The sequence below is a fragment of the Alishewanella agri BL06 genome (assembly GCF_000272005.1).
Classification (GTDB): domain Bacteria; phylum Pseudomonadota; class Gammaproteobacteria; order Enterobacterales; family Alteromonadaceae; genus Alishewanella; species Alishewanella agri.
Genome location: NZ_AKKU01000012.1, coordinates 54,948 through 80,995, shown reverse-complemented (window position 1 = coordinate 80,995; position 26,048 = coordinate 54,948). Strand labels below are relative to the sequence as shown.

At 50.8% G+C, this 26,048-nt stretch carries 31 protein-coding genes; 14 read left to right on the top strand and 17 right to left on the bottom strand.

The window, feature by feature from the left end; all coding sequences use genetic code 11:
* The first annotated feature begins 180 nt into the window (after positions 1–180).
* Complete coding sequence (locus tag AGRI_RS07070) at positions 181–1,227, top strand: serine hydrolase domain-containing protein (protein ID WP_008984292.1); 1,047 nt, start codon at positions 181–183, stop codon at positions 1,225–1,227.
* A gap of 79 nt (positions 1,228–1,306) precedes the next feature.
* Here the strand turns inward: AGRI_RS07070 and AGRI_RS07065 are convergent, their stop codons facing one another.
* The 8 genes from AGRI_RS07065 to queF all read right to left on the bottom strand — a co-directional run bounded on the left by AGRI_RS07065 (position 1,307) and on the right by queF (position 9,796).
* A complete protein-coding gene (locus tag AGRI_RS07065; RefSeq protein ID WP_008984291.1) occupies positions 1,307–1,531 on the bottom strand; it encodes a VF530 family protein in 225 nt (74 codons plus the stop codon).
* A gap of 69 nt (positions 1,532–1,600) precedes the next feature.
* Positions 1,601–2,608: an isocitrate dehydrogenase gene (locus AGRI_RS07060; RefSeq protein WP_008984290.1), complete on the bottom strand. Its 1,008-nt coding sequence runs from the start codon at positions 2,606–2,608 to the stop codon at positions 1,601–1,603.
* A 169-nt stretch (positions 2,609–2,777) separates the two neighbouring features.
* Entirely contained in the window at positions 2,778–4,418 is a 1,641-nt protein-coding gene (locus AGRI_RS07055; RefSeq protein ID WP_008984289.1) for a hypothetical protein, read from the bottom strand.
* Positions 4,399–4,806: a DUF3192 domain-containing protein gene (locus AGRI_RS07050; protein ID WP_008984288.1), complete on the bottom strand. Its 408-nt coding sequence runs from the start codon at positions 4,804–4,806 to the stop codon at positions 4,399–4,401. Before AGRI_RS07050 ends, AGRI_RS07055 begins: the two co-directional genes overlap by 20 nt.
* Entirely contained in the window at positions 4,803–5,612 is an 810-nt protein-coding gene (gene xni, locus AGRI_RS07045) for a flap endonuclease Xni (RefSeq protein WP_008984287.1), read from the bottom strand. Before xni ends, AGRI_RS07050 begins: the two co-directional genes overlap by 4 nt.
* The gene (gene ppnN, locus AGRI_RS07040) at positions 5,613–6,971 is read right to left on the bottom strand and encodes a nucleotide 5'-monophosphate nucleosidase PpnN (protein WP_008984286.1); all 1,359 of its coding nucleotides are present in this window, start codon (positions 6,969–6,971) and stop codon (positions 5,613–5,615) included.
* 29 nt (positions 6,972–7,000) lie between these two features.
* Positions 7,001–8,545 (bottom strand): sensor domain-containing diguanylate cyclase, encoded by a 1,545-nt coding sequence (locus tag AGRI_RS07035; protein ID WP_008984285.1) that lies wholly within the window; start codon positions 8,543–8,545, stop codon positions 7,001–7,003.
* A 411-nt stretch (positions 8,546–8,956) separates the two neighbouring features.
* Complete coding sequence (queF, locus tag AGRI_RS07025; protein WP_008984283.1) at positions 8,957–9,796, bottom strand: NADPH-dependent 7-cyano-7-deazaguanine reductase QueF; 840 nt, start codon at positions 9,794–9,796, stop codon at positions 8,957–8,959.
* A gap of 89 nt (positions 9,797–9,885) precedes the next feature.
* On the opposite strand from queF, the gene syd reads away from it, so the two are divergent.
* A complete protein-coding gene (syd, locus tag AGRI_RS07020; RefSeq protein ID WP_008984282.1) occupies positions 9,886–10,443 on the top strand; it encodes a SecY-interacting protein in 558 nt (185 codons plus the stop codon).
* Here the strand turns inward: syd and AGRI_RS07015 are convergent.
* Together AGRI_RS07015 and AGRI_RS07010 are read right to left on the bottom strand one after the other, a co-directional pair.
* On the bottom strand, positions 10,422–11,204 hold the full coding sequence (locus tag AGRI_RS07015; RefSeq protein WP_008984281.1) for a DUF2310 family Zn-ribbon-containing protein: 783 nt from the start codon (positions 11,202–11,204) through the stop codon (positions 10,422–10,424). The genes syd and AGRI_RS07015 overlap by 22 nt on opposite strands.
* Entirely contained in the window at positions 11,191–11,496 is a 306-nt protein-coding gene (locus AGRI_RS07010) for a hypothetical protein (RefSeq protein ID WP_008984280.1), read from the bottom strand. The genes AGRI_RS07015 and AGRI_RS07010 overlap by 14 nt, the downstream gene beginning before the upstream one ends.
* Positions 11,497–11,671: 175 nt before the next feature.
* On the opposite strand from AGRI_RS07010, the gene AGRI_RS07005 reads away from it, so the two are divergent.
* Entirely contained in the window at positions 11,672–12,046 is a 375-nt protein-coding gene (locus AGRI_RS07005; protein ID WP_008984279.1) for a DUF3192 domain-containing protein, read from the top strand.
* A 24-nt stretch (positions 12,047–12,070) separates the two neighbouring features.
* Here the strand turns inward: AGRI_RS07005 and AGRI_RS07000 are convergent, their stop codons facing one another.
* Positions 12,071–12,298 carry a DUF2789 domain-containing protein gene (locus AGRI_RS07000; protein WP_008984278.1) on the bottom strand — a complete coding sequence of 76 codons (228 nt, stop codon included), beginning with the start codon at positions 12,296–12,298 and terminating at the stop codon, positions 12,071–12,073.
* Positions 12,299–12,423: 125 nt separating this feature from the next.
* Here AGRI_RS07000 and AGRI_RS06995 point away from each other — a divergent pair, with 125 nt between their 5' ends.
* Positions 12,424–13,068 (top strand): GNAT family N-acetyltransferase, encoded by a 645-nt coding sequence (locus AGRI_RS06995; RefSeq protein WP_008984277.1) that lies wholly within the window; start codon positions 12,424–12,426, stop codon positions 13,066–13,068.
* A gap of 13 nt (positions 13,069–13,081) precedes the next feature.
* Positions 13,082–13,420 (top strand): Mpo1-like protein, encoded by a 339-nt coding sequence (locus AGRI_RS06990; RefSeq protein ID WP_040291620.1) that lies wholly within the window; start codon positions 13,082–13,084, stop codon positions 13,418–13,420.
* Positions 13,421–13,433: 13 nt separating this feature from the next.
* Here AGRI_RS06990 and AGRI_RS06985 read toward each other — a convergent pair whose 3' ends face one another.
* Complete coding sequence (locus tag AGRI_RS06985) at positions 13,434–13,736, bottom strand: DUF3301 domain-containing protein (protein WP_008984275.1); 303 nt, start codon at positions 13,734–13,736, stop codon at positions 13,434–13,436.
* Positions 13,737–13,865: 129 nt separating this feature from the next.
* Here AGRI_RS06985 and AGRI_RS06980 point away from each other — a divergent pair, with 129 nt between their 5' ends.
* The 3 genes from AGRI_RS06980 to AGRI_RS06970 are packed head-to-tail and all read left to right on the top strand — an operon-like array spanning position 13,866 to position 15,415.
* Entirely contained in the window at positions 13,866–14,186 is a 321-nt protein-coding gene (locus AGRI_RS06980) for a YqcC family protein (RefSeq protein ID WP_008984274.1), read from the top strand.
* Positions 14,168–14,968: a tRNA pseudouridine(65) synthase TruC gene (truC, locus tag AGRI_RS06975; RefSeq protein WP_008984273.1), complete on the top strand. Its 801-nt coding sequence runs from the start codon at positions 14,168–14,170 to the stop codon at positions 14,966–14,968. Before AGRI_RS06980 ends, truC begins: the two co-directional genes overlap by 19 nt.
* A 6-nt stretch (positions 14,969–14,974) precedes the next feature.
* A complete protein-coding gene (locus tag AGRI_RS06970; RefSeq protein WP_008984272.1) occupies positions 14,975–15,415 on the top strand; it encodes a flavodoxin in 441 nt (146 codons plus the stop codon).
* A gap of 9 nt (positions 15,416–15,424) precedes the next feature.
* Here the strand turns inward: AGRI_RS06970 and cysZ are convergent, their stop codons facing one another.
* Positions 15,425–16,183, bottom strand: a complete 759-nt coding sequence (gene cysZ / locus AGRI_RS06965; protein WP_008984271.1) for a sulfate transporter CysZ — start codon at positions 16,181–16,183, stop codon at positions 15,425–15,427.
* A 150-nt stretch (positions 16,184–16,333) separates the two neighbouring features.
* On the opposite strand from cysZ, the gene AGRI_RS06960 reads away from it, so the two are divergent.
* The gene (locus AGRI_RS06960) at positions 16,334–17,035 is read left to right on the top strand and encodes a hypothetical protein (RefSeq protein ID WP_008984270.1); all 702 of its coding nucleotides are present in this window, start codon (positions 16,334–16,336) and stop codon (positions 17,033–17,035) included.
* A gap of 46 nt (positions 17,036–17,081) precedes the next feature.
* Here AGRI_RS06960 and AGRI_RS06955 read toward each other — a convergent pair whose 3' ends face one another.
* Genes AGRI_RS06955 through map form a run of 4 tightly spaced genes read right to left on the bottom strand, consistent with a single transcriptional unit; the run spans position 17,082 to position 21,572 of the window.
* Positions 17,082–17,291 carry a hypothetical protein gene (locus AGRI_RS06955; protein ID WP_008984269.1) on the bottom strand — a complete coding sequence of 70 codons (210 nt, stop codon included), beginning with the start codon at positions 17,289–17,291 and terminating at the stop codon, positions 17,082–17,084.
* A gap of 5 nt (positions 17,292–17,296) precedes the next feature.
* Positions 17,297–18,124, bottom strand: coding sequence for a 2,3,4,5-tetrahydropyridine-2,6-dicarboxylate N-succinyltransferase (dapD, locus tag AGRI_RS06950; RefSeq protein WP_008984268.1), 828 nt, complete (start codon positions 18,122–18,124; stop codon positions 17,297–17,299).
* Between the two features lie 7 nt (positions 18,125–18,131).
* The gene (gene glnD, locus AGRI_RS06945; RefSeq protein ID WP_008984267.1) at positions 18,132–20,756 is read right to left on the bottom strand and encodes a [protein-PII] uridylyltransferase; all 2,625 of its coding nucleotides are present in this window, start codon (positions 20,754–20,756) and stop codon (positions 18,132–18,134) included.
* Positions 20,757–20,783: 27 nt separating this feature from the next.
* Positions 20,784–21,572 (bottom strand): type I methionyl aminopeptidase, encoded by a 789-nt coding sequence (gene map / locus AGRI_RS06940; protein ID WP_008984266.1) that lies wholly within the window; start codon positions 21,570–21,572, stop codon positions 20,784–20,786.
* 309 nt (positions 21,573–21,881) lie between these two features.
* Between map and rpsB the strand changes: the two genes are divergently transcribed.
* From rpsB to uppS, 5 genes are all read left to right on the top strand, one after another.
* Entirely contained in the window at positions 21,882–22,610 is a 729-nt protein-coding gene (gene rpsB / locus AGRI_RS06935; protein ID WP_008984265.1) for a 30S ribosomal protein S2, read from the top strand.
* A 105-nt stretch (positions 22,611–22,715) separates the two neighbouring features.
* A complete protein-coding gene (gene tsf, locus AGRI_RS06930; RefSeq protein ID WP_008984264.1) occupies positions 22,716–23,588 on the top strand; it encodes a translation elongation factor Ts in 873 nt (290 codons plus the stop codon).
* A gap of 177 nt (positions 23,589–23,765) precedes the next feature.
* Positions 23,766–24,506, top strand: coding sequence for a UMP kinase (gene pyrH, locus AGRI_RS06925; protein ID WP_008984263.1), 741 nt, complete (start codon positions 23,766–23,768; stop codon positions 24,504–24,506).
* Between the two features lie 59 nt (positions 24,507–24,565).
* Positions 24,566–25,123: a ribosome recycling factor gene (gene frr, locus AGRI_RS06920; protein WP_008984262.1), complete on the top strand. Its 558-nt coding sequence runs from the start codon at positions 24,566–24,568 to the stop codon at positions 25,121–25,123.
* A 154-nt stretch (positions 25,124–25,277) separates the two neighbouring features.
* Positions 25,278–26,045 carry a polyprenyl diphosphate synthase gene (uppS, locus tag AGRI_RS06915; protein ID WP_008984261.1) on the top strand — a complete coding sequence of 256 codons (768 nt, stop codon included), beginning with the start codon at positions 25,278–25,280 and terminating at the stop codon, positions 26,043–26,045.
* Positions 26,046–26,048 lie beyond the last annotated feature (3 nt).

Sequence of the window (26,048 nt, the reverse complement as noted above, 5' to 3'; positions counted from 1 at the left end):
AAAGAAAGTGCTAAAGAGCTAATTTCGATGCAAAACGTTAAGGGGACATAGGTGGTAGTGTATTGGGGTAAATGGATAGAGCTTGCCAAGTATAAGACTCTGTCACTCCGGCTTGGCGTTGTTGCCATATCCCGAAGCATAGCATTACTGCTGGTCGCTATGTCAGCAGGCTGTAGCAGCATGCCCGATTGTCGCAATGTCATGCCTATTGCTGATGCCAACCAGCCCGTTATTACTGCGCTTGGCGCCGAGCTGCAGCGCGAACACCTTGCCGGCACCTTTGACGGTCTGGTTTGGGTCGCGCAAGGCGATAAGGTGCTGCTGCAAAGCGCCTATGGCTGTGCAGACCGTAGCGAGACCGTTTTAAATCAGGCAACGGTGATCTCAGATATGGGGTCAATTGCCAAAACCTTTACCGCGGCGGCCGTACTGCAACTGGCGGCCAATCATCGCTTACAACTTTCTGCGACGCTTGGCGATTTTTATCCGACTGCCCCTGCTGAATTGCAGACTATTACTATTAAACAATTGCTGGCACATGACAGCGGCCTGGATAATTTTCATAACGAGTCTGACTTTGAAGTGATGGATAAGGCCGAAGCGGAACGCCGTATTTTAGCGATGCCGCTGATTGCAAAGCCGGGCGAGACCATTGCGTATTCCAATGCCGCTTATACGTTGTTGGCCGCGATCGTTGAGAAAGTCAGCGGACAATCGTTTCAGGATTATATCCACAGCAACTTACTTACACCTTTAAAGCTGCAACATACCGGCTTTTACCAGGATAGCCGGCTCGCCGGGGCGCAGTTTGCACGGGGTTATGGTGGCGATGAGGCAGGCCAGACGACTTATGACAAAACCTTAACCTGGGCGCTGCTAGGTGCCGGCGGCATGGTTACCTCTGTTGAGGATCTCGCAGTCTGGTTTGCGGCACTGCACAGTGGTGCAATATTGCCGCCAGAGCAGCCAAATTTGGTTTTTTCCGCCGCGAACGAGCGATGGTTACTTGGCAGTTTTGCTAAGCTTGAAGTCAACGGTGAAGCTATAGTACAGATGGGCGGTAGCACAGATTATGGTTATACGGCTTTGCTGCAGTTTGTGCCGGCTCGTGATCTGTTGATCATTTTGTTATTCAATGCACATGACAGTAAATATGGTAATGCCACGCATCATCGGATAAGCCGACACCATATATTGCCGATTTTGCTTGCAGACAGTGCGGACTAGCCTGGCAGAACAGTGGCAGGCCAGTGAGTTCACCTTTGCAGCAGTAAACTACCGTAGTTCTTCGCCGCAGCGCGTTGTGCTAAGCCCGAGGCGGCAGTTTACTGGCAATAAACAACGCTTCCACTTTTTCGCGTGCCCAGGGCGTTTTACGTAAAAATTTCAGGCTGCTCTTTACCGACGGATCTTTTTTAAAGCAGTTAATATCAATCTGCCGGGCTAAACCCTCCCAGCCATAGTGCGCGGCCAGCGCGGTAACAATTTGCTCCAGCGTAACGCCGTGCAACGGATTATTGGCCTGAGTCATTTGGGTTCCAAAAAAATAGCCACTCGAGGTGGCTATGTTAGCAGTTTAGGTCTGAATGCCAAAGCGCTGTTACAGCCGCTCTAATACAGCCTGGGTAAAGTCGGTGGTACCGAAGCTGCCGCCCAGATCGCGGGTAGTGCGATCGCCAGAGGCAATTACATCACGCAGTGCGGTCAGAATTTTCTCGGCTTTATCTTTCATTTCCAGGTATTCCAGCATTTGAATTGATGCCAGGATCACTGAGCTGGGGTTGGCCAGGTTTTTACCGGCAATATCCGGCGCACTGCCATGTACCGCTTCGAAGATAGCGCAGTCTTTACCAATATTAGCACCCGGTGCCATACCTAAACCGCCGACTAAACCGGCACACAGATCCGATAAAATATCGCCGAACAGGTTAGTGGTAACAATCACATCAAACTGCTGTGGGTTCATCACCAGCTGCATACAGGTATTATCGACAATCATTTCCTGAGCTTCGATATCCGGATACTGCTGTGCCACTTCGCGTGCGGTTTTCAGGAACAGACCAGAAGTCGATTTCAGGATATTCGCCTTGTGCACTATGGTCACTTTTTTGCGTTTTTCACGGCGCGCAGTTTCAAAGGCAAACTCGGCAATGCGCCGCGCCCCTTCTTTAGTCACGATACTGGAGGCCATAGCGGTTTGACCATCTTCAGAGACGGTCTGGCCGTGACCTGAGTACATACCCTCGGTATTTTCACGGATGGTGATAATGTCGATATTTTCGTAGCGGGCTTTGGTGCCTTTAAAGGAAATCACCGGCCGTACGTTGGCGTACAGGTTAAATTTTTTGCGTAAGGTCACGTTGATTGAGGTAAAACCTTCGCCAACTGGCGTGGTTAACGGGCCTTTTAAGGTGATCTTATTGCGGGCAATGGCATCCAGCGTAGCCTGTGGCAGTAACTCACCGGTTTTTTCTAACGCGGTTAAGCCTGCATCAACATATTCGTAATTAAAATCACAGCCGGCTTTCTCCAGCACCTGAATGGCTGCTTCGACAATACTCGGACCAATGCCGTCACCTTTGATGACGGTAATCGTTTGCTTGCTCATGGGGATCCTTAGCTGAAATATTTTTGAAATTTATACTCAGGCGCGGCGCCTGAAAACGGTGTGAGTATAGCAAAAATGCGATGTACAGACCAGTTTGCCGTTCCCGCATCCCAGAGCTTAGCGTGATAAGCAATATAAATACGCTGAATAGTACTGCCAGCTTAAGGGCTTAATCGAGTGGGCAGACGGGGCTGGCGGCAGCAATTAACTGCTGTTGCCACAGTTCCAGACTCTGTTGTGGTAAATTCAGAACCGGGCTTAGGCTTTGCAACAGGCTGCTACTGCTGGCCTGAGCCTGAGGATAACGCAAAATACTAAAACTCAGTTGCCAGCAGAGTCGCAACCAAAGCCCATGTTGTTCCCGTAAGCTAATGTTTCTATGGTCTATGGACACATACTGACACAGCACGGCTTCGGCCCAGTGCGCTAATTGGTAATGTTGCAGCAAGGCGGCGCTCAGGCGCTGGCTGCGCACCGGCTCAAGTAAATACTGTTGTGCCAGCTCGGGCAGCAACCAGCCCTGGTTAGTGCTGCGGCTAATGGGTACAGCAGAAATGCTGGGGTGATGCCAGAATGGGGCACTACAACAAGCGGCAATGACACCGGCTTGTTGCGGGCTGAGCGCTGGCGAAAGATACCGGCCCAGCAGCAACAGACTGTGGCGAAAAAGGTCTTGTAGTGCCAGTAAAAAAGCGTGTTGATTAAAGGCCTGCCGCTGTAAATATTGCAGTAACTCTGCTCTGGCAACCGCTAACGGTAATTGATCCTGGCCAAACATTGCCAACGCATGACGTAAGCGGTTAACCAGGGTTTGTTTACGATTACTGGTGCTGGCGTTATCTAACAAGTATTGTGCCAGCAGCGGTTGTCTCTCCAGCAGCTTGACCTGCGCATCCAGATCCTGATAATCCAGCTTTTGTAATACTGAATGCTCCAATAACCCTTTAGGGGTGGGTAGCGGGCGGGAGCTCAGCACCGGTATTTGAATGCGATCCAGCCAATGTTGCGGCACCATTACGCTGGGGGCCAGTAGTTGTAAATCTTGTTTCGCCAGTTTATGTGCTTCGGTCGCGAACCGTTGCTGCTCCGGCCAGTATTGCAGCACCAAACAGTCCGTGACTTCCAACTGACAGATCACCCAGCAGCGTCCTACGGTGTCCTGTGCCAACCGACCGCACCAGTAGAGGTGGGGTGCGAGTTGTGCCAATTGATTCAGCTCGGCCAACACGGCTTCATCGGTAGTCTGGATCAGGGTTTGGCTGATGACCTGGTCCAGTGCCTGCGCTTTTTGTCGTTGCGGCTGCAGCTGTTGACCCAGTTGTAATGCTAATGTCAGAAGCGGGCTATCGTGATGCACCTGCCAGGGACGGCGTTGTTGTAGCTGATGAAAACTGCCCGCTAACAAATTCGTGGTCAGGCCGCCAACCTGGAGTTTTTTTAGTTTGCTGGCTAAACGCAGTGCCGCCGGCGCCTTGTCTTTCTCTTCGCTACAGGCTGCCATTAAGGCCGATACCGCTAAGGCATCACGTCTTGCCGCCGGCCAATGTTTAAGTCGGCTCCACAATGCCAGTAATACCCAGCTTTTCAGGGCTTGGGCCGGGCCCAGTGCTAAATCGGCCGGTAAAATGGCTAATTGGGCAACGGCAGCGCCAGCCTGCAGTTCAAAAACTTGTTGTAGCTCATTATTCAACTCGCTGGCTAAACGAATACAGCTGTGCAGTTGGTCGCTATCCTGGGCGAGTTGCAGCTGCTGGGCCAGTCGTTGCAGCTGTTGATAGCACCTTAACCAGCTAACGGAGACGGCTGACATCAGACTGTACTGCCTGATATTGCTGCACTGCGTCATCGCCGGAGGCGGTTAACCGACGGTCGATAAAGAGCAGGGCGGTACACTCATCGGTCGTGGTAATGCCATCTGCGGCCTTGCGATGGGTGCGGTAGTAGAGTAGTTGGTAAACCTGATCCTGATGCTGGAAGGCTTCTGTAATGTCGGGACTGCCAAGCCGGCCGATCAGATATTCTTGTTTAATGCTGCCGTCGGTATTCAGGCGGGCGATATAGCGGGCATTAAAGGCTTCGCGATCCATCCAGGCCATCTGTGCCGGATCATCCGGGTAAAACCGTAACACCAAAAAGGTAATCAGGAAGTAGGCAACAATGCCAGCCAGAAACAGGATCAGAATTTTGTATTTGTTCATGCCTCTTGCTCCGGCAGTCGGATATCTTGCAAATTTAGCCCCAGTTCCAGATTGGTTTGTAATGCTAATACCTGAATATAAACCAGAATATCTTGCTTTTGTTCCAAAATTTTCTGGCGTAATTTTTTCGGGCAATCCGGATGCTGTAACGCCTGATTTAAACTGGCACCCAGTTGCATTAATTCTTCAGCACTTTTCGGGCCAACGCCGGTTACGCCGGGAATATTGTTAGTACTATCCCCAACCAGCGCCCACCAGCTGAGCAGTTGCTCCGGCGCGACACCAAACTTCTGTTTCACATAGTCAGTGTCAAGAAAATGCCGGGCAAAGGCATCATAAATTTGCACCCCTTGCGGCAGCAGCGGCAGATAACCTTTGTCAGTTGAGACAACAATGGCGTCTTGTTGATGTATGCGGACCTTATTGGCGATGGTGGCAATGACATCATCGGCTTCGTATTCCGCCTGCATAAAACAGCGGATCCCCAGTTGCTCGGTGTCGGTAATCAGCGTTGGCAGAGCCTCGGCCAGGATCGCCGGCATCGGCTTGCGGTTTGCTTTGTAAAGCGGGCATAACTGTTGGCGCCAGACACTGTGGCCACCATCAAAGACCAGCAACGCATGGCTGGGTTGCAGCTCCTGCTGTAAGCGTTTTAATGCCTGTGCCAGTACCTGACGGGTATTACTGATAATTTGTTGCCGGGTAGTTTCTGCGATGTCGTCTGCCAGCGGCAGATACGGCCGCTCCTGCACCGCATAGAGGCGGCGGATCAGGTTTAACGCATCAATCAGAACTACCCGTGCCATTTAGCGTTCAATCCGGTAACAGGGTTCGTATTTGCTGCCCGGCAGCTTCATTCTGCCTTGCTCGACGAAGGCCTGCAGTAATTTATCCATCATTTGCATTAATCGCGGTTCACCACTTAGTACAAAGGGTCCATGTTGGCGAATGGCTCGGATCCCTTCATCTTTGACGTTACCCGCCACGATACCGGAGAAGGCGCGTCGCAAGTTAGCGGCCAGTCTGGCTTTATCCTGATCCAGGTGCAAGTCCAGTGCGGCCATATTCTGGTGATTCGGGATAAAGGGCTGCTGAAATTCCGGCTGGATGGTTAGGGTCCAGTTAAAGTGATAAGCATCACCGACAGTTTTGCGGTAGCTGCGAACTTCCTGACAACCGGCTTTCAGCTTGCGCGCAACAGCAACCGGATCATCGATAACAATTTCAAACAGGTCCAGCGCCGCTTTGCCGAGGGTTTGCTCAATAAAGTGAGCAATTTCAGTAAAGTAGGCTGCGCTGCTGGCCGGGCCGGTTAAGATAACCGGTAAGCGCTGCGCATTATTTTGTTGGTCCAGCATAATTCCCAGCAGGTATAGCAACTCTTCAGCAGTGCCTACGCCGCCCGGGAAAATAATAATGCCATGCGCCACCCGGACAAACGCCTCTAAGCGCTTTTCAATATCTGGCAGGATCACCAGTTCATTGACAATGGGGTTCGGTGGCTCAGCGGCAATAATGCTGGGCTCGGTTAAACCCAGATAGCGGCCATTTCGGATCCGTTGCTTACTGTGGCCAATGGTTGCGCCTTTCATCGGGCCTTTCATGGCGCCGGGGCCGCAGCCGGTACAGATATTCAGGCCGCGCAGACCTAATTGGTAACCCACCTCTTTGGTGTAGTCGTATTCGACTTCTTTAATCGAATGCCCACCCCAGCACACAATCATATTGGGTTCGCAGGTAGCATCGATAGCGCGGGCGTTGCGTAGAATATCAAACACCGTATGCGTCAGATGGGTTGAGTTGGTTAAATCCAGCGGGTTAGCCGAGGCAATGTGACGGGTATGGTAAAACAGAATATCGCGCAGTACCGCGAATAAGTGTTCATGAATACCTTTAATAATCTGGCCGTCGACAAAGGCGCTTTGCGGTGGGTTATTCAATTCTATTTTAATGCCGCGTTCGCGGCTTAGCAGATTAATGCTGAAATCCTGATATTGTTCATAAATTTCAGCTGAGCTATCGGTCTGGCTGCCCACGTTGAGCACGGCCAGCGCGCAATTGCGGAATAACTGAAAGGTGGCCTGCTCGGTATTTTGTTGCAGACGCTCGACTTCAAGTTGTGACAGTAAATCCATGGCACCCAAAGGGTTAAGATGCACTTGCATCGCTCTACTCCTGTTTTGCGTGGCCTGATTCAGCGGATTGCAAGCTGATCCCGGCCGGCTTTTTTCGCCTGATAAAGGGCTTCGTCAGCCCGTTCAAAGGCTTGTTGGATGGTGTCGCCCGCCTTGAGCTGGGTTGCGCCAAGCGAAATGGTGATCGTCACCTTTTTGTTTTTAAATTTGAACGGGATATTTTTTACCTTCTCCCGCAGCTGATTAAGCGGGTCCAGCAGCTGCATCAGTTCTGAGTCTGGCAGCAGGATCACAAACTCTTCGCCGCCGTAGCGGGCGATAAAGTCGGTTTGCCGCAGTGACTGTTGCAAGGTTTTAGCAATAATCCGCAAGGTTTTATCGCCGGCGCTGTGGCCATAGTTATCATTGATGGTTTTAAAGTGATCGACATCGGCCAGCACGATACACAGCGGCGAGCTAAAACGTTGCCAGCGTTTAAATTCCAGCTGCAAGCGCTCGTCATAGGCTGCCCGGTTGGGGATCTCGGTTAAACTATCACGCAGGCTGCGGAAGTTTTGTTCGGCTAAACGGTCTCGAAAGCTTTTGGCTTCCAGTTCTAATTCTTTGACCTGACTCTCCAGCGATGACAACACCTGTTTAATTTGCGTACGTTGTTGTTGCTCAACCTGATCTTTTTCACGCAAGGTTTGCGTGAGCTCTGACATCTTGGAAATCACCAGCAGTTTTAATTGCTCCAGTGATTCGGCCTGTTCACTTTGCTGTCCCAGATGATCGATTTGCGCCTCAATTTTTTTGTTCAGCGACAGCAGTTTGTTGGCCAGCCGGCCCGAGTCATGTAAGGTACTTTCTACCGCCAGCTGCACACTGGTCAACGCTTCATTTAAACGCAGTAAAAAGCTCTCGGCCGAGAGTCGCTCTTCATTAATACCGCGTACAATAATACTGATAGTACTTAAACAGGCATCGAGCAGGGCTTCAATCGATAAATTACCCAGTAAACTGCTCTTAATTTGCTCGACTTCGCTGGCGCTTTTGCCACTAAAGGATAATTCGCTCAGCAAATTGGTGAGTTCAAGCGTAATCTGGCGGCAGATATGAGCGTAGCGCTCATCATCGCTATCTGGCTGCTCTAGTTGCTTACCGGCTTTTAATGCCAACTGATACAACTGAGTGAGTTGACTCAAATGAGGCAGAAAGGCCTGCAAAGTACCAGCGGGTTGCTCCACCTGACTCAGCAACTCACGCAGGTCTCGCCGCAATTGATCGGGCAGCCCGCGCTGACGTTGTAACAGGCGGCCGGCCTGAGTTAACTCGTTTTGCGCTTGTTTGATATTATACTGCTGACGCTGCTCCAGTAGCCGGATGTGCTCTGAGGTCTCTTCGACAAATGGCAGCAGTTTTTCCAAATCTGTACTTCTGGCCAACTCGGTTCTGAGCTTGGCCAGGCGGTTGTCGAGTTCGAGATCCACTCCCTTACACAGAAAGGATAAGCGCTGTACAAACTGGCCCAGCAGCTTAAATTGCCGCTCGTAGGTATGCTCCAGTGCTTTGCGGGCACTGATGGCGTCACTGAGTTGTTGTTTCAGATCTGGTTGCAATAACATCACCCCGCTGTGCGCTTTGCTGCATCTGCTTATTTTTCAAGTATATCTCCAGAAAGCGCCGGGGAGATAGTTGAAATAGTAAAAATACAGATAGAAAAAGCGGGCCTAAGCCCGCTTTAGTACTTTTGTAGTAGGGTTGGAGCCGGTTTATTTAGTTAAATAGTAGGGTAACCAGCTCGTTTCTTCGTCAGAGGTCAGGTGTAACATTTTTAGGCTTCCGTGTTAGTCAGCGCCTGTTGGGATCAGGCGCGGCTATTAGACCAAAAAAACCGCAAAAATGAAAGTGCTGCTGAAAGTTTACTGTTGTTGTTTCAGAATTTGCCGTATGTTTTGCGGCTTTTCTGCTTAAAGCAACGAAAAAGCACCTGCAAAAGGTGCTTTGTCTGGAAAGGTTACAAGGTGTGTTACGTCTTATTGCCGGCTTAAGCGAATATTCGGCGGGCTGTAAGGCTCACTGCTACGCAGCGGATTAATATCCAGGCCGCCGCGACGGGTGTAACGGGCATACACCGCCAGAAAATCCGGTTTTGCCAGTTGCCAGATATCGTTATAAATGCGCTCTACACATTGCTCATGAAATTCGTTATGGCTGCGAAAGCTAATCAGATACTTCAATAGCGCTTCATGTGACAGGGCGGTACCGCGGTAATGAATAAAGACACTGGCCCAGTCTGGTTGCGAGGTGATCAGACAGTTCGATTTAAGTAAATGCGAGTGCAATTTCTCATCGACCTGACCACGAGCCGGATCCAATTGCAGTAACGAGGCTTGATACTGATATTGGTCAACTTCGATATCCAGTTCATCCAGACAAATGCCGGGGATCCAGGTTGGCTGGAAGGTCATAATTTCGCTGACATTATGCAGGCTGACCTTAACATTGCCGCCGGCACAGGCCGACAGGTCGCGTTGCATGGTTTGATAAACCTGGCCGACATCAGCAAAGCGGCTTTGGTTAAAGCTGTTTAAATAGAGCTTAAATGACTTGGATTCAATCAGGTTTGGCGAATCGTAAGGCACCACAAAGGTGGCCAGTGCAACCTGGGGCTTACCTTTGCTGTTAAGCCAGGACAACTCGTAACCATGCCAGATATCCTGCCCGACAAAAGGCAGTTGCTGACCAAGACCGATGGCTTCGCGTCCGAGGCTGCGCGGCACCGCCTGTAACAGGGTGGCGTCGTATTGATCGACATAGTCAGTGATTTTACCAAGACTGAGCTCGGCCAGAACGTCGGAATGGCTTTTTGTCATGTCGTAATCTTTTTTCGCTACTTTTTTCGCAAGGCAGTGTTTTTCGCTACAATGAGCCGATCTTAGCACAACTGACCCCGGGAGTAGAGGTGTCTGTCCAACAAGCTTACGCAAATTTTATCGAACAGAGTCTGGCCTGGCATCAGGCCGAGGGCATTAGTATGCAAACCTGGCGCGATGCAGCGCAGTCATCGCCGTGTGAAGTGCAGTCATTAGGCGACGAGCGGGTAAGCTGGCAACCGGTTTCACAACAACCGCCGGCCGATTTCAGTAACGTGGAGCGCGCATTGGAGCTGACGTTACATCCGGATATTAAGGCGTTTTACAGCAGTTGGTTTGGTGCCAATCTGGCGGCCGAGCACCCGAAAGGCAAACTGGCGTTGCTGATGCCATGGCATGCTGCTGATATTGCCCGCTTACAGGAAAATATTATTGGCCACATTCTGATGAAGCGCCGTTTACGTCAGCAGGAGACGGTGTTTTTTGCAGTGACCGATGATGAAAATATTATGCTGTCGGTATTGAACCGCAGTGGCGAGGTGTTTCAGGAGAGTGTCGGCCAGGAGGTTAAGGTTAAGCTGGCCGACAATTTGGCTGAGTTTCTGGCCGAACTCAAGCCGCTGGCTTATTCGCCGCTATTTGACTGACATTCCCAGGCGATATTCGACAACAGTAGACAGTTGTCACAGCGAAAATCGAACATCCCGGCTTGTGGCGTGGCTAAGCGCCAGTTGCCACCACAGCCGGGGCAGCATTTATCTGCTTCTGCCTGACAATCTGTAGCACTGCCACTGTACAGCGCATACCATACTGGCCGCTGGTTTTGTCTGGCCAGTTGTGTTGCTAGCTTGCGGCCCTGGCGGTTAAGTTTACTCTGGTAGTGTTGCAGACTGTTTTCGGCGGTTTTGTGCAGTACCCGATCTTGCTGCAGCTGAATTTCATCCAACGCCTGAAACTGCAGTTGCCAGCGGATCAGCGCTTCATAATCGGCCGCAGCAGGGTTAAGCCAAAATAAGGGTACAGGTTGCAGTGTATTGGCGCAGCGCAGTGGCGAGCAGGTATCGGCATAGGTGGTGAAGAGCACCAGTTCTGCCGGTAGTTCAGTTACCGTTTGCTGCGACATCAGATCCTGACCCAGCAGTTGGCATTGCGGGTAGCCCAGACCTGCTGCAGCCAGTTGTTGCTCTGCAGCCTTAACTCTGGCACTCGCATGCTGGCCGCTCAGGGCATCCGCTGTCGGCAACACCAGCCTGCTACAAAAGGCGTCGCCGGTAAAGGCCGTGGGAAACTCCCGACCGAGCATCTGGCCATTAAAGATCAGTGCCTCCAGGTAGCGGCGAATCGCCTGTTCGGCAAGGCTGAATTCGGTATCCGCAATCAGCGTAAAACGTAATTCAGCCAGGTACATCGGTTTGCTCCAGCAGCGCCAGCAGACGATCAAGCTTAGCCTCAATCCGTGCCAGCCGGGTATCTGGCGTTTCTGTGGCGATGGGCGCTGCCGGGATGTCGGTATCAGAAACAATACCGCTTTCAGCGCTACTGCTCGCCGGCAGATTACGCCACTGCTGATAGGCGCTGAACAATTCCGGGCCGGCTAACTGGCCCGCCAGGCGGGCACGCAGTAGCGCCAGATTCACCGTTTTGCCTTCGTGTTGCAGTTGTTTGGCCGCTTGTTGCACCAGTTGCAGTTTATTGGTCATTGACTTAGCCATTTTCACTAAAATTTCGCTTAATTTAGCATTATCTTGGGCCGGCTGATAGCGGCATATTTTTAAGCTTTTGTATTTTAACTATATTTTAAGTTGGCCCCGCTTTTGCTTACCCCAAAGCTGTCGGTAACTACCGCTTTAACAAGAATAAATCAGGAGTTTCATTATGTTTGCTAATGCCGCCGTGCAAAAACTACTTATTATCAGCGCTGCTACCCTGGCCTTGTCAGGCTGTGTGGTTGCTATCGGTGATAAAACCGAGACTGCATCAGAGAGTACCTGGCGTAAAACCCAGCAGTTTAACTTGCAAAGTATTAATCAGCTGTCACTGGGCGTGAGCAGTGAAGAGGTACGCCAGCAACTTGGCGCACCGGATTTTAGCGAGCTGTTCCAGAAAGATGGCCAGCAGGTACAAGTGTTGTTTTACCGCACTCATCATCGCAACAGCGATGGTAAAACCACGAAAGACGAATGCACGCCGTTAATTTTCAAAGATAACCAACTGACAGCTTGGGGTGATAAAGCTTACCAATACCTGTAACAGGGTTGCTGCTGGCTGCTGCAGTTAATGCAGCAGCTTATTTAGCTCATCAATGGTATCAGACCAATCCGAATCGGCGCGCCAGGCTTCGCGCAAAAAGCTGGCCTGAGCTCGACTCCAGAATGGCGCCTCGGCTAACTCCATGCCGGCACTCAGTTTATGCCGCCGCACAAATGCCTGGATCTGCTCGGGACTATTGTCTAAACCCAACTGGGCAAACAGGGTGCTCAGAGTGTGTTTACTGGTGTCCATGGTGGTCCTCCTTTTTATACATTTAGTTTAAAAAGTATAGCTGAGTTTCGGGTAACAAAATCGTGCTTGGCAAGCAAACCGCCGGCTGCTATTGTGAATAAAAAAACAACAATAACAGGTGAGCCATGTTAGCCCAGGTCAATCATTTTGAACCCAGCCAGTTAAAAGCCGCCTTACTTGGTGGTGAAGATCTGAAACTCGCCGCCTCGGTGCTGTACCAGTCTTATCACGATGACCCACTTTTTATGGCGATTTTTCGCAGTGCTGAGCGCGAATATGAAGCCCGGCTGCGAGCAGCCATTCGCGAAGAACTCAGTACCTTTTGGCAAGCCGGACAGCCAATCGTTGGTTTATTCCAGGGCGAACAACTGTTAGGGGTGGCCTGTGTGGTTGGGCCTGACTCCGGCATTGGCAGTAGCCGGCTCTGGCACTGGCGGCTGAAAATGTTGCTGACCGCCGGTCTGGTTTCTACCCGACAGATGCTCAATAAAGAAGAAAGAATTCATGCGGCAATGCCGGCAAAACGTTATCATATGCTGGCATTTATCGCCGTCGCGCCGAAATATCAACACGCAGGTTTAGGCCACTATTTGCTGCAGGCGGTGGATAGCCTGGTGGATGAAGATCCATCTTCCGCTGGCATTGGCGTCTTTGTCACGCTGCAGAAGTATCAGGCTTTTTTTGCTGACGATCAGTACCAGAAAGTGGCGGAACTTAGCTTTAGTACAGTGCAAGGCAGCCTGATGTTCCGGGTACGGCAAACAGCCTGATTAACCCGATTGGATGTTTTCTATGCAACAATTTCAGAGTTTTGAGCAGTTTTACCCGTTTTATCTGCGTGAACACGCTAACCCGGTATGCCGGGCGTTACATTATATCGGTAGCAGTCTGGTGTTACTGGTATTGGCTTATGTGCTGCTCAGCCAGCAATGGCTGTGGCTGTGGACCTTACCGCTCATCGGCTATGGCTTTGCCTGGCTTGGCCATTTTGGCTTTGAACATAACCGGCCAGCCACCTTTAAATACCCGTTTTATAGTTTGGCCGCCGATTGGGTGATGTATAAAGACTTTCTGACCGGGCAACTCAGCCGCAAGCTAAATGCTGCTTTAGCGCAGCAGTAGCGGGAACCTCTTGTTAAGACGGAATGCGGTGCGGCGGCAGCTCAAATGCCGCCAGATGTAAACCGCTTAATACCAGCTCCGCCTGATAGCGGCTTTCACCATCGGCACTAAAATCGACCTGATAGCAGGTGACAAAACGTCGCCGTTGGCCGATTTTGCGCAGCCGATAATGGCTGCGGCCACATTCCAGATATTGCAATTGATGCTGACGGCATAATTGGCGTGCTAATAAAACGGCGCGTTCATCTTGTTTGCGCTGTAACCAAAAGCCGTAGCCGATAGTAATAACGAGGAGTAAAAGTACAATACTGGCCATAAAAGTCTAATTTACCGCTGCTCTTAGCCAAGCATAATGCTGGCGCCCCTGGCTTTTTACAACACGCTGCAGGGCTTTTTTGCTAAACTGGCTGCCGAATTTTCTGTAACTTAGTGAAAAAAACGCGCTATGCCCCGGCAACAACTCCCTGTTTTACTACAGCAACTGGAAGCAGAACTCAGAGCGGCGGCCCTGTGGTCGACAGCGCCACCGGCGCCGGATGCGCTTAGCAGTACCGCCCCTTTTTGTTGTGACACGCTGCCGCTGGAACAGTGGTTGCAGTTTATTTTGATCCCAAGGCTGAGTGCCTTATTAGAGGGTAACCTGCCACTGCCAACGAAGGTGGCGATCCTGCCGATGGCTGAATATGTCTATGCTGAGCGCGCTGCGCAGCTAAGCGCTTTGCTGAGTGCAATCCGGGAGATTGATCTGTGTCTGAATCAGAACTGAGTAGCGCTCCGTCTGCCGCTGCGCCGCCACTGACGATTCTGTATCAGGATCAATACCTGGTGGCGGTGGATAAACCCAGTGGCATGCTGGTACACCGCTCGTTTTTAGATAAACACGAAACCCGCTTTGTGCTGCAAAGCCTGCGCGATCAGCTGGGGTGTCATGTGTATCCGGTACACCGGCTGGATCGTCCCACCTCGGGTGTGCTGGTGTTTGCGTTATCGCCGGAGATTGCACGGTTACTTAGTCAACAGATTGCAGCCGGGCAATGGCGCAAAGGGTATCTGGCAATAGTTCGGGGTGTGGTTAAAGCGGCTGGTACCCTGGATTACCCGCTAAAAGAACAGCTGGATGCCATTGCCGATAAACAGGCTCGTAGCGATAAAGCGGCGCAAAGTGCCATAACCCGCTATTTACCGCTGCAGCAGGTTGAGCTGCCGTTTGTGGTGAGTCGTTATCCTACCAGCCGTTACAGTCTGGTTGCACTGCAGCCGTTAACCGGCCGTAAGCATCAGCTGCGCCGTCATCTGGCACATTTGCGCCATCCGATTGTCGGCGATACCAGCCATGGCGATGGCAAGCATAATGCGTTTTTCCGCCAGCAATTTGATAGTGACCGCTTACTGCTTTGTGCTGTTATGTTGCAGTTGCCGCATCCGGTCAGCGGCGTAACGCTGCAGTTACAGGCCAGCCTGGCTGAGCTGGGTGAACTGTGCCGGCAATTTGGCTGGCCGGATGACATCGCGTATTATCAACAGGTTTTTCAGCAATTTTTGGAGTAGGGTAGCATGCAAAAGATCGCCATTATGGTCGGTAGTGTGTACGGTGGCGCCGAGTATGTGGCCGAGCAGGCCGTAGAGTTGTTGTCGAAAAAAGGCTATCAGGCCAGGTGGTTTCAGCCCCCGGAGCTGGATGCCGTGCAGGCCTTTGCTGCCGATTGCTGGTTAGTGATTACCTCAACCACCGGGCAGGGCGATATTCCGGATAATCTGTTTCCATTTTATGCTGACTGCCGTGACCGTTTTCCGTTATTAACTGGCAAACAGTTTGCGGTGATTGGCCTGGGTGACAGCAGCTATGGCGATACCTTCTGTGCCGCTGGCCGCCAGTGGTTTGAGCTGTTAACTGAACTGCAGGGCAACCCCAAGGCGGATATGTTAGAAATCGATGCCGGTGAAACCTTGCAAGCGGAAGATGTCGCCTTACCCTGGTTAGCCGAACAATTCTAGCAGTTCTTTTTAGCAATACTTATCCAGCTTGCGGTAACTGCGCGCGCCTGGTGCTTGTAATGCCGGGTCGTGCAGCTCGCTTAAGCGTTCGCACCAGAGCGCGGTGGCGCCACAGACGGCTGCCGGCATCACCAGCAAATTTAGCAAAGGCACCATACTGCACAAGGCGACTGCGCTGCCAAATGACAAACTCAGCACTGGCTGCTGCCGCATATTCTGGCGCAGGGCAATTAAGGGTACCTTATGATTATCATAGGGATAGTCCAGATATTGCAGGCTGTAAAACCAGGCACTGCAGAAAAACCACAGCAGCGCACCCACCACTGGAATAAACCAGCACAGCACAAACAGCACCAGCAAGCGCGGCATCACATAAACAAACTTTTGCCATTCCCGCCCCAGTAAACGCGGGATATCCTGCATAAAGTCGCGCCAGCCATTATGCAGCGTGTTACCCGTTAATAAGGCCTCGGTTTTTTCGCTGAGCAGGCCATTAAAGGGCGCAGCGATAAAGTTGGCCAACATGGTAAAAGTATAGGCAAAGCTGAGCAGCAACGACATCACGCCCAGCGGGATCAACAAATACTCCAGCCAATGTAACCAGGCCGGCAGCGCGCTTTGTACCGCCTCGATCAGTTGCCGCAGCAACTGCCATAGCCAATAAAAAGCGACGCTAAACAGCACGATATTAATTAACAGTGGGATCAGCACAAAACGCTTTAAGCCTTTTTGCTTTAATAACAGCAAGCCTTTTAAAAAATAGCCCATTTCTGCTCCCGGTATGTTGAACTGATGCCAGTATAACGCTCACGACCAAACAGAGAACAGGCAGAGCGGCTGGCAAAAGGTAACAAGGTGTTGCCGATGTAACAAAAAGCCAGTACGGTATCAGACTCCGGACCAGCATAAGGATATAAGATGTCTCGTAAAATGGTTTTTATTACTATCACTTTACTAATTGGGGTGGGGCTTTGGTGGTACGGTGATGCTGAACCCGACGTTACGGAAGCCGTGCCTGAAAGTACTGTTACGTCAGCTGTGGGGATGACGACTGTGTCGATCGCCAACAGCACAGCGACAAGCCGCGGTGTTTTAGCCACTGCTGCCACCAGTCAATTGCTGCAGACCCAACCTATACCAGCGGATAACCACGCCAATACCCCGCAAGAGCAAAGTGATGAGCTAATAACACCCGGTGATCGCGTTCAGCATTTTATTACTCAGGCGCAGCATACAGGTGCTATCCCTTACGAACTTGCAGAGGAATTGCTGCAGCAGGCTGACTGGCAGCCCTATGTTGAGGCATTAAGCCCTGAGCATCAGTTGGATTTGACGTTAAAAGACGAAATCGAACAGACGCTGTATCAGCAACTGGCAGAGAGCCAATATCGCAATGAGCTGCGACACTTTAATTGCGGCGGTGGTTTTTGTTTATTGGAATTAAGCGGAGAGAGCGAGCAACAGCTGGAAGAATTCTTTAAGGCTGCGATTAAAACGCAGCGAGTGAGAGCGATCTTTAGTAATTATCAGACTGCAGAGGATAACGGCAGCTTGCGCCTGATATTCAGCTACAGCGATGCAATAGGGGCTATTTCGGTACCGAGCCGGGCTGCGAAGTAAAAATAAGGCCGGCAATAATGCCGGCCTGATCTGTAGCCGATGGTTACTAGCGCGGAGCAAAGGACACTAACAGCCAAAGCACGGTCATGCCGATGGTGAAAATAGTGTATTCCAGCCGCTGCTCAAAACGCTTTTCCGCATCCTCGCTGCTCGACGGAAAGACGATTAACACCGCGCAAATCAGCGCGGCCAGTAATAACAGCAGCTGCAGCGTAAACCACAGTGCCGGGCAAAGTACTGCTAATAAATTGGCCATGTTACTTACTCTTCAATACTACGCAGCAGGGCGTTAATGCCAACTTTGGCGCGGGTTTGCGCATCGACCTTTTTCACGATAATGGCGGCATACAGGCTGTGGCTGCCATCTTTAGCCGGAATAGTACCTGGGACCACTACGGCGCCGGCGGGTACCCGGCCATAGCTGATTTCGCCGGTTTCGCGATCATAAATCCGTGTGCTCTGGCTGATATAAACGCCCATTGACAGCACAGCGCCTTCTTCCACAATCACGCCTTCAACCACTTCAGAGCGGGCACCGATAAAGCAGTTATCTTCGATAATGGTTGGATTCGCCTGCAGTGGCTCTAATACGCCACCGATACCGACACCACCAGAGAGATGCACATTTTTACCAATTTGTGCACAGCTACCGACGGTGGCCCAGGTATCAACCATGGAACCTTCGCCGACATAGGCGCCAATATTGACGTATGAAGGCATTACCACCACATTTTTACCGATATAGCTGCCGCGACGCACTGCGGCTGGCGGTACAATTCTTACGCCATCAGCGCGGAACTGCGCATCGGTGTAGCCGGCATATTTCATCGGTACTTTGTCGAAGAAGCGGTTTTCGGCACCGTCCATTACTTCGTTATCGTTGATCCGGAATGACAGTAACACTGCCTTTTTCAGCCATTGATGGACCACCCACTCGCCGGCAATTTTCTCGGCGACACGGGCGCTGCCGTTGTCCAGCATGCTTAGCACCTGCTCCACCGCCTGTTTCACTTCGGCGCTGACTGTTTTCGGCGTAATGTCGGCACGCTGTTCAAATGCGGTTTCAATAAGGCTTTTTAAATCAGACATTCGTTACTTAACCTTCTGTTTGCTGTGAGAGTTGTGCAATCAGGCTGCGTTTTAACTCGCTTTGCTGCTCGGCGGTTAATGCATCATCTGCTGCGTTGGATATTAAGAAAAAGTCTTCGGCACGCTCGCCGATAGTAGTAATTTTTGCGGCGTGAATATTGACCCCGCATTGTTGAAACACCTGGCCAAGATCGCAAAGCAGGCCCGGCGTATCCAGCGCGGCGATTTCCAGCATGGTGCGGTGTTTGGTATTGCCAGGTAAAAACACCACCTTGGGTGGCACACTAAACTGGCGCATCTGGCGAGATAGCCGCGGTTTTTGCCGTGATAAATCCGGCTTGCCGGCAATAAACTGCTCCAGCGCCTTCTTAATACTTTGTTGGCGACTGGGTGAGGTCACTGCTTCACCGTTTTGCTCCAGAATGACAAAGGTATCCATGGCGAAGCCATCTTTATTGGTCATAATCTGGGCGTCGTAAATATTAACCTTTTTACTGTCTAAGGCCGCCACCATCCGCGCAAACAGCCCAGCCTGGTCGCGGGTATAAACAAACACCTGAGTGCCGCCTTTAATCGGCGCCTTACTGACCAGCACCAGCGGTTCGTTCGGATCTTTATGCCGCAAAATATGTTCGGTATGCCAGACAATTTGTTTTGGGCTATAGCGGGCAAAATAATCGGCTTTGATCCGGCTCCACAGCTGCTGGATTTCACTTTCGATAAAGCTTTGTTTAATCAGCAGCGGCAGGGCTTCGGCTTGGTTTTCGCGGATCAGATCGCGCAAGTCCATCGGTTTTTCCAGACCGCGGCGAAAAGCTTTTTGGGTCGCTAAAAACAACTCACGTAACAGCGAGCCTTTCCAGTCATTCCACAAATTATCATTGGTCGCGCGGATATCGGCCAGCGTCAGACAATACAGATAATTAAGCCGGGTTTCATCGCGGACCTTTTCGGCAAATTCGGCGACCACCTGCGGATCATGGATATCGCGGCGCTGCGCGGTAACTGACATTAATAAATGATTATCGACCAGCCAGGCAATCAGCTTGCTGTCAAAGTCACTGAGCTTATGCAGCTTGGCAAATTCGCGCGCATCCATAGCACCCAGCTCGGAGTGATCGCCGCCGCGGCCTTTGGCAATATCATGGAAAATGCCGGCTAAATAGAGCAGCTCGGGCTTCTCCATTTTACGCACGATATCGGAGCAGAGTGGAAATTCGCTGTCATGCTCCGGCAGACTGTATTTGTACAGATTTTTAAGTAAACGATGCGTGTGCTCGTCCACCGTATAGGCGTGGAACAAATCAAACTGCATCTGGCCTTCAATATTGCGCCATTGTGGCAGGTAAGCCGCGAGGATCCCGTAACGGTGCATCAGGGTGATAGCTTTGTCCATACCGCGCGGATGGCGCATCAGGCTCAGAAACAGTTGGCGGCAGGCTTCATAATCCTGCAAATCACCCATTAAGCGCCGCCGCACCTGGCGAATCAGTCGGATGGTGGTCGAATGGACGCCGGTAATATTGGAGTTATTGGCAATATGCCAGAACAGCCGTAGCAAATTATCGCGTTTAGCAAAGACCGCATTGTCGCTGGCTTTAATCAGATGGCCATGTAATTCGAAGTAATCATCCAGCTGGGTGATTTTCAGTTTTTGCTGCGAATTCAGAATGCTGCCTTCAAAGTACTGCAACAGCATTTCGTTTAGTTCGCTAACCCGTTGTACAGTGCGGAAAAACCGCTTCATCATTCGCTCGACCGAGGCCTTACCATCGGCGCCAAAGCCCAGCCGCTCGGCGGCGGCCGGCTGATAATCAAACAGGATCCGGTTTTCGTTACGGCCGGCATCCAGATGCAGTGCAAAACGCATTTGCCAAAGATAAGCCTCACACTCCATCAATTCCTGATACTCATCTTCCGTCAGGTACTGATAAGCCACCAGTTCGCGCATGGTACGGGTATTAAAATGCTTTTTAGCGACCCAGCCGATGGTTTGAATATCGCGCAAACCACCCGGGTTAGCTTTCAGATTTGGTTCGAGGTTATAAGCGGTGCCATGATACTGGGCGTGGCGTTGTTGTTGTTCATGCCGTTTCGCCTGAAAGAACGCCTGACTATTCCAGAAACTCTCGTTCATCGTAGCGTTTTGCAGCTCGGCAAACAGCGTTTTATTACCGGTTAACAACCGCATTTCCAGCAAGTTGGTGGCAATGGTAATGTCTTCTTTACCCAGGCTGAGCGTTTCTTTTAGTGTGCGCACACTGTGGCCGACTTCCAGCCGCAGATCCCACAGCAAGGTAATAAAGCGGGCGATGGCTTCCTGTTGCTGACTGTCTGGACGACGCTCAACCAGCAGCAACAGGTCGATATCCGAGTAAGGATGTAATTCGCCGCGACCATAGCCGCCAACGGCCAGCAGGCTGATGCTTTTGTCTTTACTCAGGTCGCAGTATTGCCAGAGTTGCAGCAGCACTTCATCGACAAAGCGGGCACGGGCTTTGACCAGTGCATTGATCGGTTGGCTATGAAAGGCGCGGGCCTGAAATTCCTGAAACTCAGCGAAATGCTTTTTATAGGCATCCAGAGAGTACCGCTCGGGCAGGGGGCGGTTAAAACTTAAGACCTGACTCACGGCACACTCCTTCTTATTAGCTGAGTTTTACTCAGCAGTAACAATCCGCTCAATGCTGTCATCGCTGCGCAGCGTTAAAATCTCACAGCCGGTATCGGTAACCAGGATGGTATGCTCAAACTGGGCAGATAAACTGCGGTCTTTGGTGACGACTGTCCAGCCATCTTTTAATAGCTTGCTGTGGCGGGCACCGGCATTAATCATTGGCTCGATGGTTAAACACATGCCGCTTTTTAATACCTCACCGGTGCCGGGCTTGCCATAGTGCAATACCTGCGGTTCTTCATGGAACACGGCGCCGATACCATGGCCACAATATTCACGTACCACCGAGTAACTATGTTTTTCGGCATGTTGCTGGATCACATAGCCGATATCACCCAGACGGGCGCCGTCTTTGACTTTTTTGATCCCCAGGTACATGGCTTCCTGAGTGATACGAATTAAGCGCTCAGCCAGAATGCTCGGTTTGCCAACCACAAACATCTTCGAGGTATCACCGTGGTAGCCATCTTTAATCACGGTGATATCGATATTAATAATATCGCCGTCTTTTAGCACCTTGTCGCCAGGGATACCGTGACAGATCACATGGTTCACTGAGGTACAGATCGATTTGGGAAAGCCGTGGTAATTCAGTGGTGCCGGTACTGCTTGTTGGACATTGACAATATAGTCGTGACAGATCGTATTCAGCTCGTCGGTGGTGACCCCGGCTTTGACATAGGGTTCAATCATTTCCAGCACTTCAGCGGCCAGGCGACCTGCAATGCGCATTTTTTCAATTTCGGCCGGGGTTTTAATCGGTGCTGTCATCGGTGATTCTCTCTGTTTCGCTGTGGGGCAAACGGCTGCAAATTAACTGATTCGATTGTATTCTGAACGGCGTTATGGTATAAAGCGCGCCGCAATTTCGCAAACGGCATTGTACCCTAACTTGGCATCAGTTTGCTGTAGCTTTACAGAATTTCTGGTTATAAGTTAAAGGTTTTTGTCGGCAGCGACGCTGCACAAACCCTAAATTAAATAACACACATGCATCGACACATATTCCGGGGTGCCTGACGAGAGTCGGGTCGGCATATGGGATGCATGGAGGCCTAACCCCTTTACAGGAAAATTATCATGGCAAAAGTTTCAATGCGCGACATGCTCCAGGCGGGCGTACACTTCGGTCACCAAACCCGTTACTGGAACCCAAAAATGAAGCCGTTCATTTTCGGCGCCCGTAACCGCGTTCACATCATCAACCTGGAGCAAACTGTTCCAATGATGAATGATGCGCTGGCGTTCATTCAGCAAGTCGCTGCCAAAAAAGGCAAAATCCTGTTCGTAGGCACTAAGCGTGCAGCTTCAGAAGCAATCAAAGAAGCCGCAGTGAAAGCCGACCAGTTCTACGTAAACCACCGCTGGTTAGGTGGTATGCTGACTAACTGGAAAACTGTTCGTCAGTCAATCAAGCGTTTAAAAGACCTGGAAGCACAAAGCCAGGACGGTACTTTCGACAAGCTGACCAAGAAAGAAGCTTTAGACCGTACCCGTGAGATGGACAAGCTGGAAAAGAGCTTAGGCGGTATCAAAGAGATGGGCGGCTTACCGGACGTATTATTCGTTATCGACGCTGACCACGAGCATATCGCGATCAAAGAAGCCAACAACCTGGGTATCCCGGTAGTAGCTATTGTAGATACTAACTCAGATCCTAAAGGTGTTGACTACGTAATCCCTGGCAACGACGACGCCATCCGCGCTATCCAGTTATATCTGGGCGCTGTTGGTCAAGCCATCCAGGAAGGTCGTGACAAAAACATCGAAGTCCAGGCTGAAGCTGAAGCCTTCGTTGAAGCAGAATAATTATTCTGTCATCAGCCGGGTTTAAGCTCGGCTGAACTGCAGGATCACTTTGCAACAGGGGCGTCTCGCCCCTGTTTGTCTGAACTAAATTACGAGGAAGCTCCCATGGCTGTAACTGCCGCATTAGTTAAAGAATTACGCGAGCGCACTGGCGCTGGCATGATGGATTGTAAAAAAGCGTTAGAAGAGACCAGTGGTGACATCGAAGCGGCAATCGACGCCATGCGTAAAAGCGGCTTAGCCAAGGCTGCCAAGAAAGCCGGCCGTATCGCTGCTGAAGGCGTGGTATTAACCCGCGTTGCTAACGGTGTAGGTCTGGCCATTGAATTTAACTGCGAAACTGACTTCGTAGCCCGTGACGCCAGCTTCCTGGCCTTCGCCAACAGCGTTGCTGATCTGGCGCAAGCTCAGAACATCGACACCGTTGAAGCGCTGTTAGCGGCTGATCTGAATGGTACTTCGGTTGAAGATACCCGTGCTACTCTGGTTGCCAAAATCGGTGAAAACATCAACGTACGTCGTATCGCTAAAGTAACTGGCGCAGTGATCGGTCAGTACATCCACTCTGGCCGTATCGGTGTATTAGCCGTGCTGGAAGGTGGTAACGAAGATATCGCCAAAGACGTAGCAATGCACGTTGCAGCAAACAATCCAGGTTATGTTAACCCGGAAGATGTCTCTGCTGAAGTGGTTGAGCGTGAGCGTCAAATCCAGGTTGAAATCGCGGTTAACTCTGGCAAGCCACAAGAAATCGCTGAGAAAATGGTTGCTGGCCGGATGACTAAGTTCACTGGCGAAGTGAGCTTAACAGGTCAACCGTTCGTGAAAGATCCGTCAATCACGACTGGCGAATTCCTGAAGCAACACGGTGCCAAAGCCATTTCTTTCATTCGTCTGGAAGTGGGCGAAGGTATTGAGAAGAAAGAAGAAGACTTCGCGGCTGAAGTTGCGGCTCAAATCGCTGCTGCCAAGAAGTAATTTGCGCTTTAGCAAATGGCGTAAAAACGCTAAAATAACCGCGACCTAAGTCGCGGTTTTTTTTTGCCCGGCTCGCATACACCCAAAAGCATTGCAGATACGGGGAGCTAACACCGCCGTATCTGCAAGGATGACGGGTATAACTGCATAACAACACCAACAGCACTAGGGGTAACCATGAGTATCAATCCAAAACCTATGTATCGGCGCATTCTGTTAAAACTCAGTGGTGAGGCCCTGATGGGCGATGAAGGCTTTGGTATCGATCCGAAAGTGCTTGACCGCATGGCCCAGGAAATTAAAGAACTGGTTGAACTGGGGGTGCAGGTTGGTATCGTGATAGGCGGCGGTAACATTTTCCGCGGTGAAGGCCTGGCTAAAGCCGGGATGAACCGGGTGGTCGGCGACCATATGGGGATGCTAGCCACCGTAATGAACGGTTTGGCGATGCGTGATGCGCTGCACCGGGCTTATGTGAACGCCCGCATGATGAGTGCCATCCCATTAAATGGCGTCTGTGATGCCTATAGCTGGGCTGAAGCGATCAGTTTATTAAAATCGGGCCGGGTGGTGATTTTCTCTGCCGGTACCGGTAACCCATTCTTTACCACTGACTCCGCTGCCTGCTTACGCGGCATTGAAATTGAAGCTGATGCGGTGTTAAAAGCCACTAAGGTGGATGGCGTCTATTCTGCCGATCCGGTTAAAGATCCTAATGCTACGCTATACAGCCAACTCACCTATACCGAAGTGCTGGATAAAGAACTTAAAGTGATGGATTTAGCCGCTTTTACGCTGGCGCGCGACCATAATCTGCAAATCCGGGTGTTTAATATGAACAAACCCGGCGCCTTAAAGCGGGTGATTATGGGGGAGGCCGAAGGCACAACCATCGACCATCAGGAAAATTTACAGTAAACTAGCCGGCCTAATGGCGCCGTTGGCGCCACAGCTGGATAAATAAAAGGATAACGATCGTGATTAACGACATTATTGCTGACGCAAAAGTCCGGATGGAAAAAAGCGTAGACGCGCTGAAAAGCCAACTAACCAAAGTTCGTACCGGCCGTGCTCACCCAAGCCTGTTAGATGGTATTCAGGTTTCTTATTATGGCGCAGATACGCCACTGCGTCAGGTTGCTAACGTTTCTATTGAAGACTCCCGTACTCTGGCGATTACCGTTTTCGATAAAAGTCTGACGCAGGCGGTAGAAAAAGCCATTATGGCTTCTAACCTGGGCTTAAACCCAATGTCTGCTGGTACGGTGATTCGGGTGCCGCTGCCACCACTGACCGAAGAGCGTCGCAAAGATTTAGTTAAATTAGTACGCGGTGAAGCTGAGGGCGGCCGGGTCGCCATTCGCAATATCCGTCGTGATGCCAATGCCGATTTTAAAGCCTTACTAAAAGATAAAGAAATTAGTGAGGATGATGAGCGTAAGGCCGCAGATGAGATCCAAAAGATCACTGATCTGTTCGTGAAAAAAGTGGATGATGTGCTGGCCGAGAAAGAAAAGGAACTGATGGAAGTCTAAACCGGACTTGCAACGTCGATTTTCTGGTTATAGCGTCATAAAAGCGCCGTGTCAGTTATACTCCGCGGCGCTTTTTGTTAATGCCAGGCTGAACTCCGTCGCAGTGCTATAGCCTAACCGTCTTTTGGCAATAATAACAACACAGGTTCTACGGATGACTGCAGTACCTCAGCTAAAACAGCAAAGTTTGCCACAACATGTGGCGATTATCATGGATGGCAATGGACGCTGGGCCGAGCGGCAGGGTAAACCAAGAGTCTGGGGTCATAAAAAAGGGGTTGAAGCGGTCCGGCGCAGCGTCAGTTTTTGTCGCGAGTTGGGTATTCAATCGCTGACCTTATTTGCCTTTAGTAGTGAAAACTGGCGGCGGCCGGAAGAGGAAGTCAGCACCTTAATGCAGCTATTCTTAATGGTCTTGCAGAAAGAAGTTAAGGCGCTGCACAAAAATAATATCCGCTTGAAAATTGTTGGCGATTTATCGGCATTTAGCGATAAGCTGGTGCAAAGCATTCGTAAGGCTGAACAACTGACGGCCGAAAACACTGCCATGACGTTAAATATTGCGGCTAATTATGGTGGGCGTTGGGACATCGTCGCGGCCTGCCGGAAGCTGGCAGAACAGGTACAAGGTGGTGAGTTGCAGCCAGCAGACATTACCGAACAGACATTAGGTGCTCAGGTGCAAATGGCAGAGCAGCCGGAACTGGATTTACTGATCCGTACTGGCGGTGATCTAAGGATCAGTAATTTTCTGTTGTGGCAGGCTGCTTATGCCGAGTTCTGGTTTACTGAAACGCTGTGGCCTGACTTTGACCAACAGGTGTTTTCAGAGGCGATTGCCGCTTATATTAATCGTGAACGGCGTTTCGGTTGCACCGGGGCGCAGATTCGAGAGCTTGCTGCAGCAAATAATAAAGGATAACAA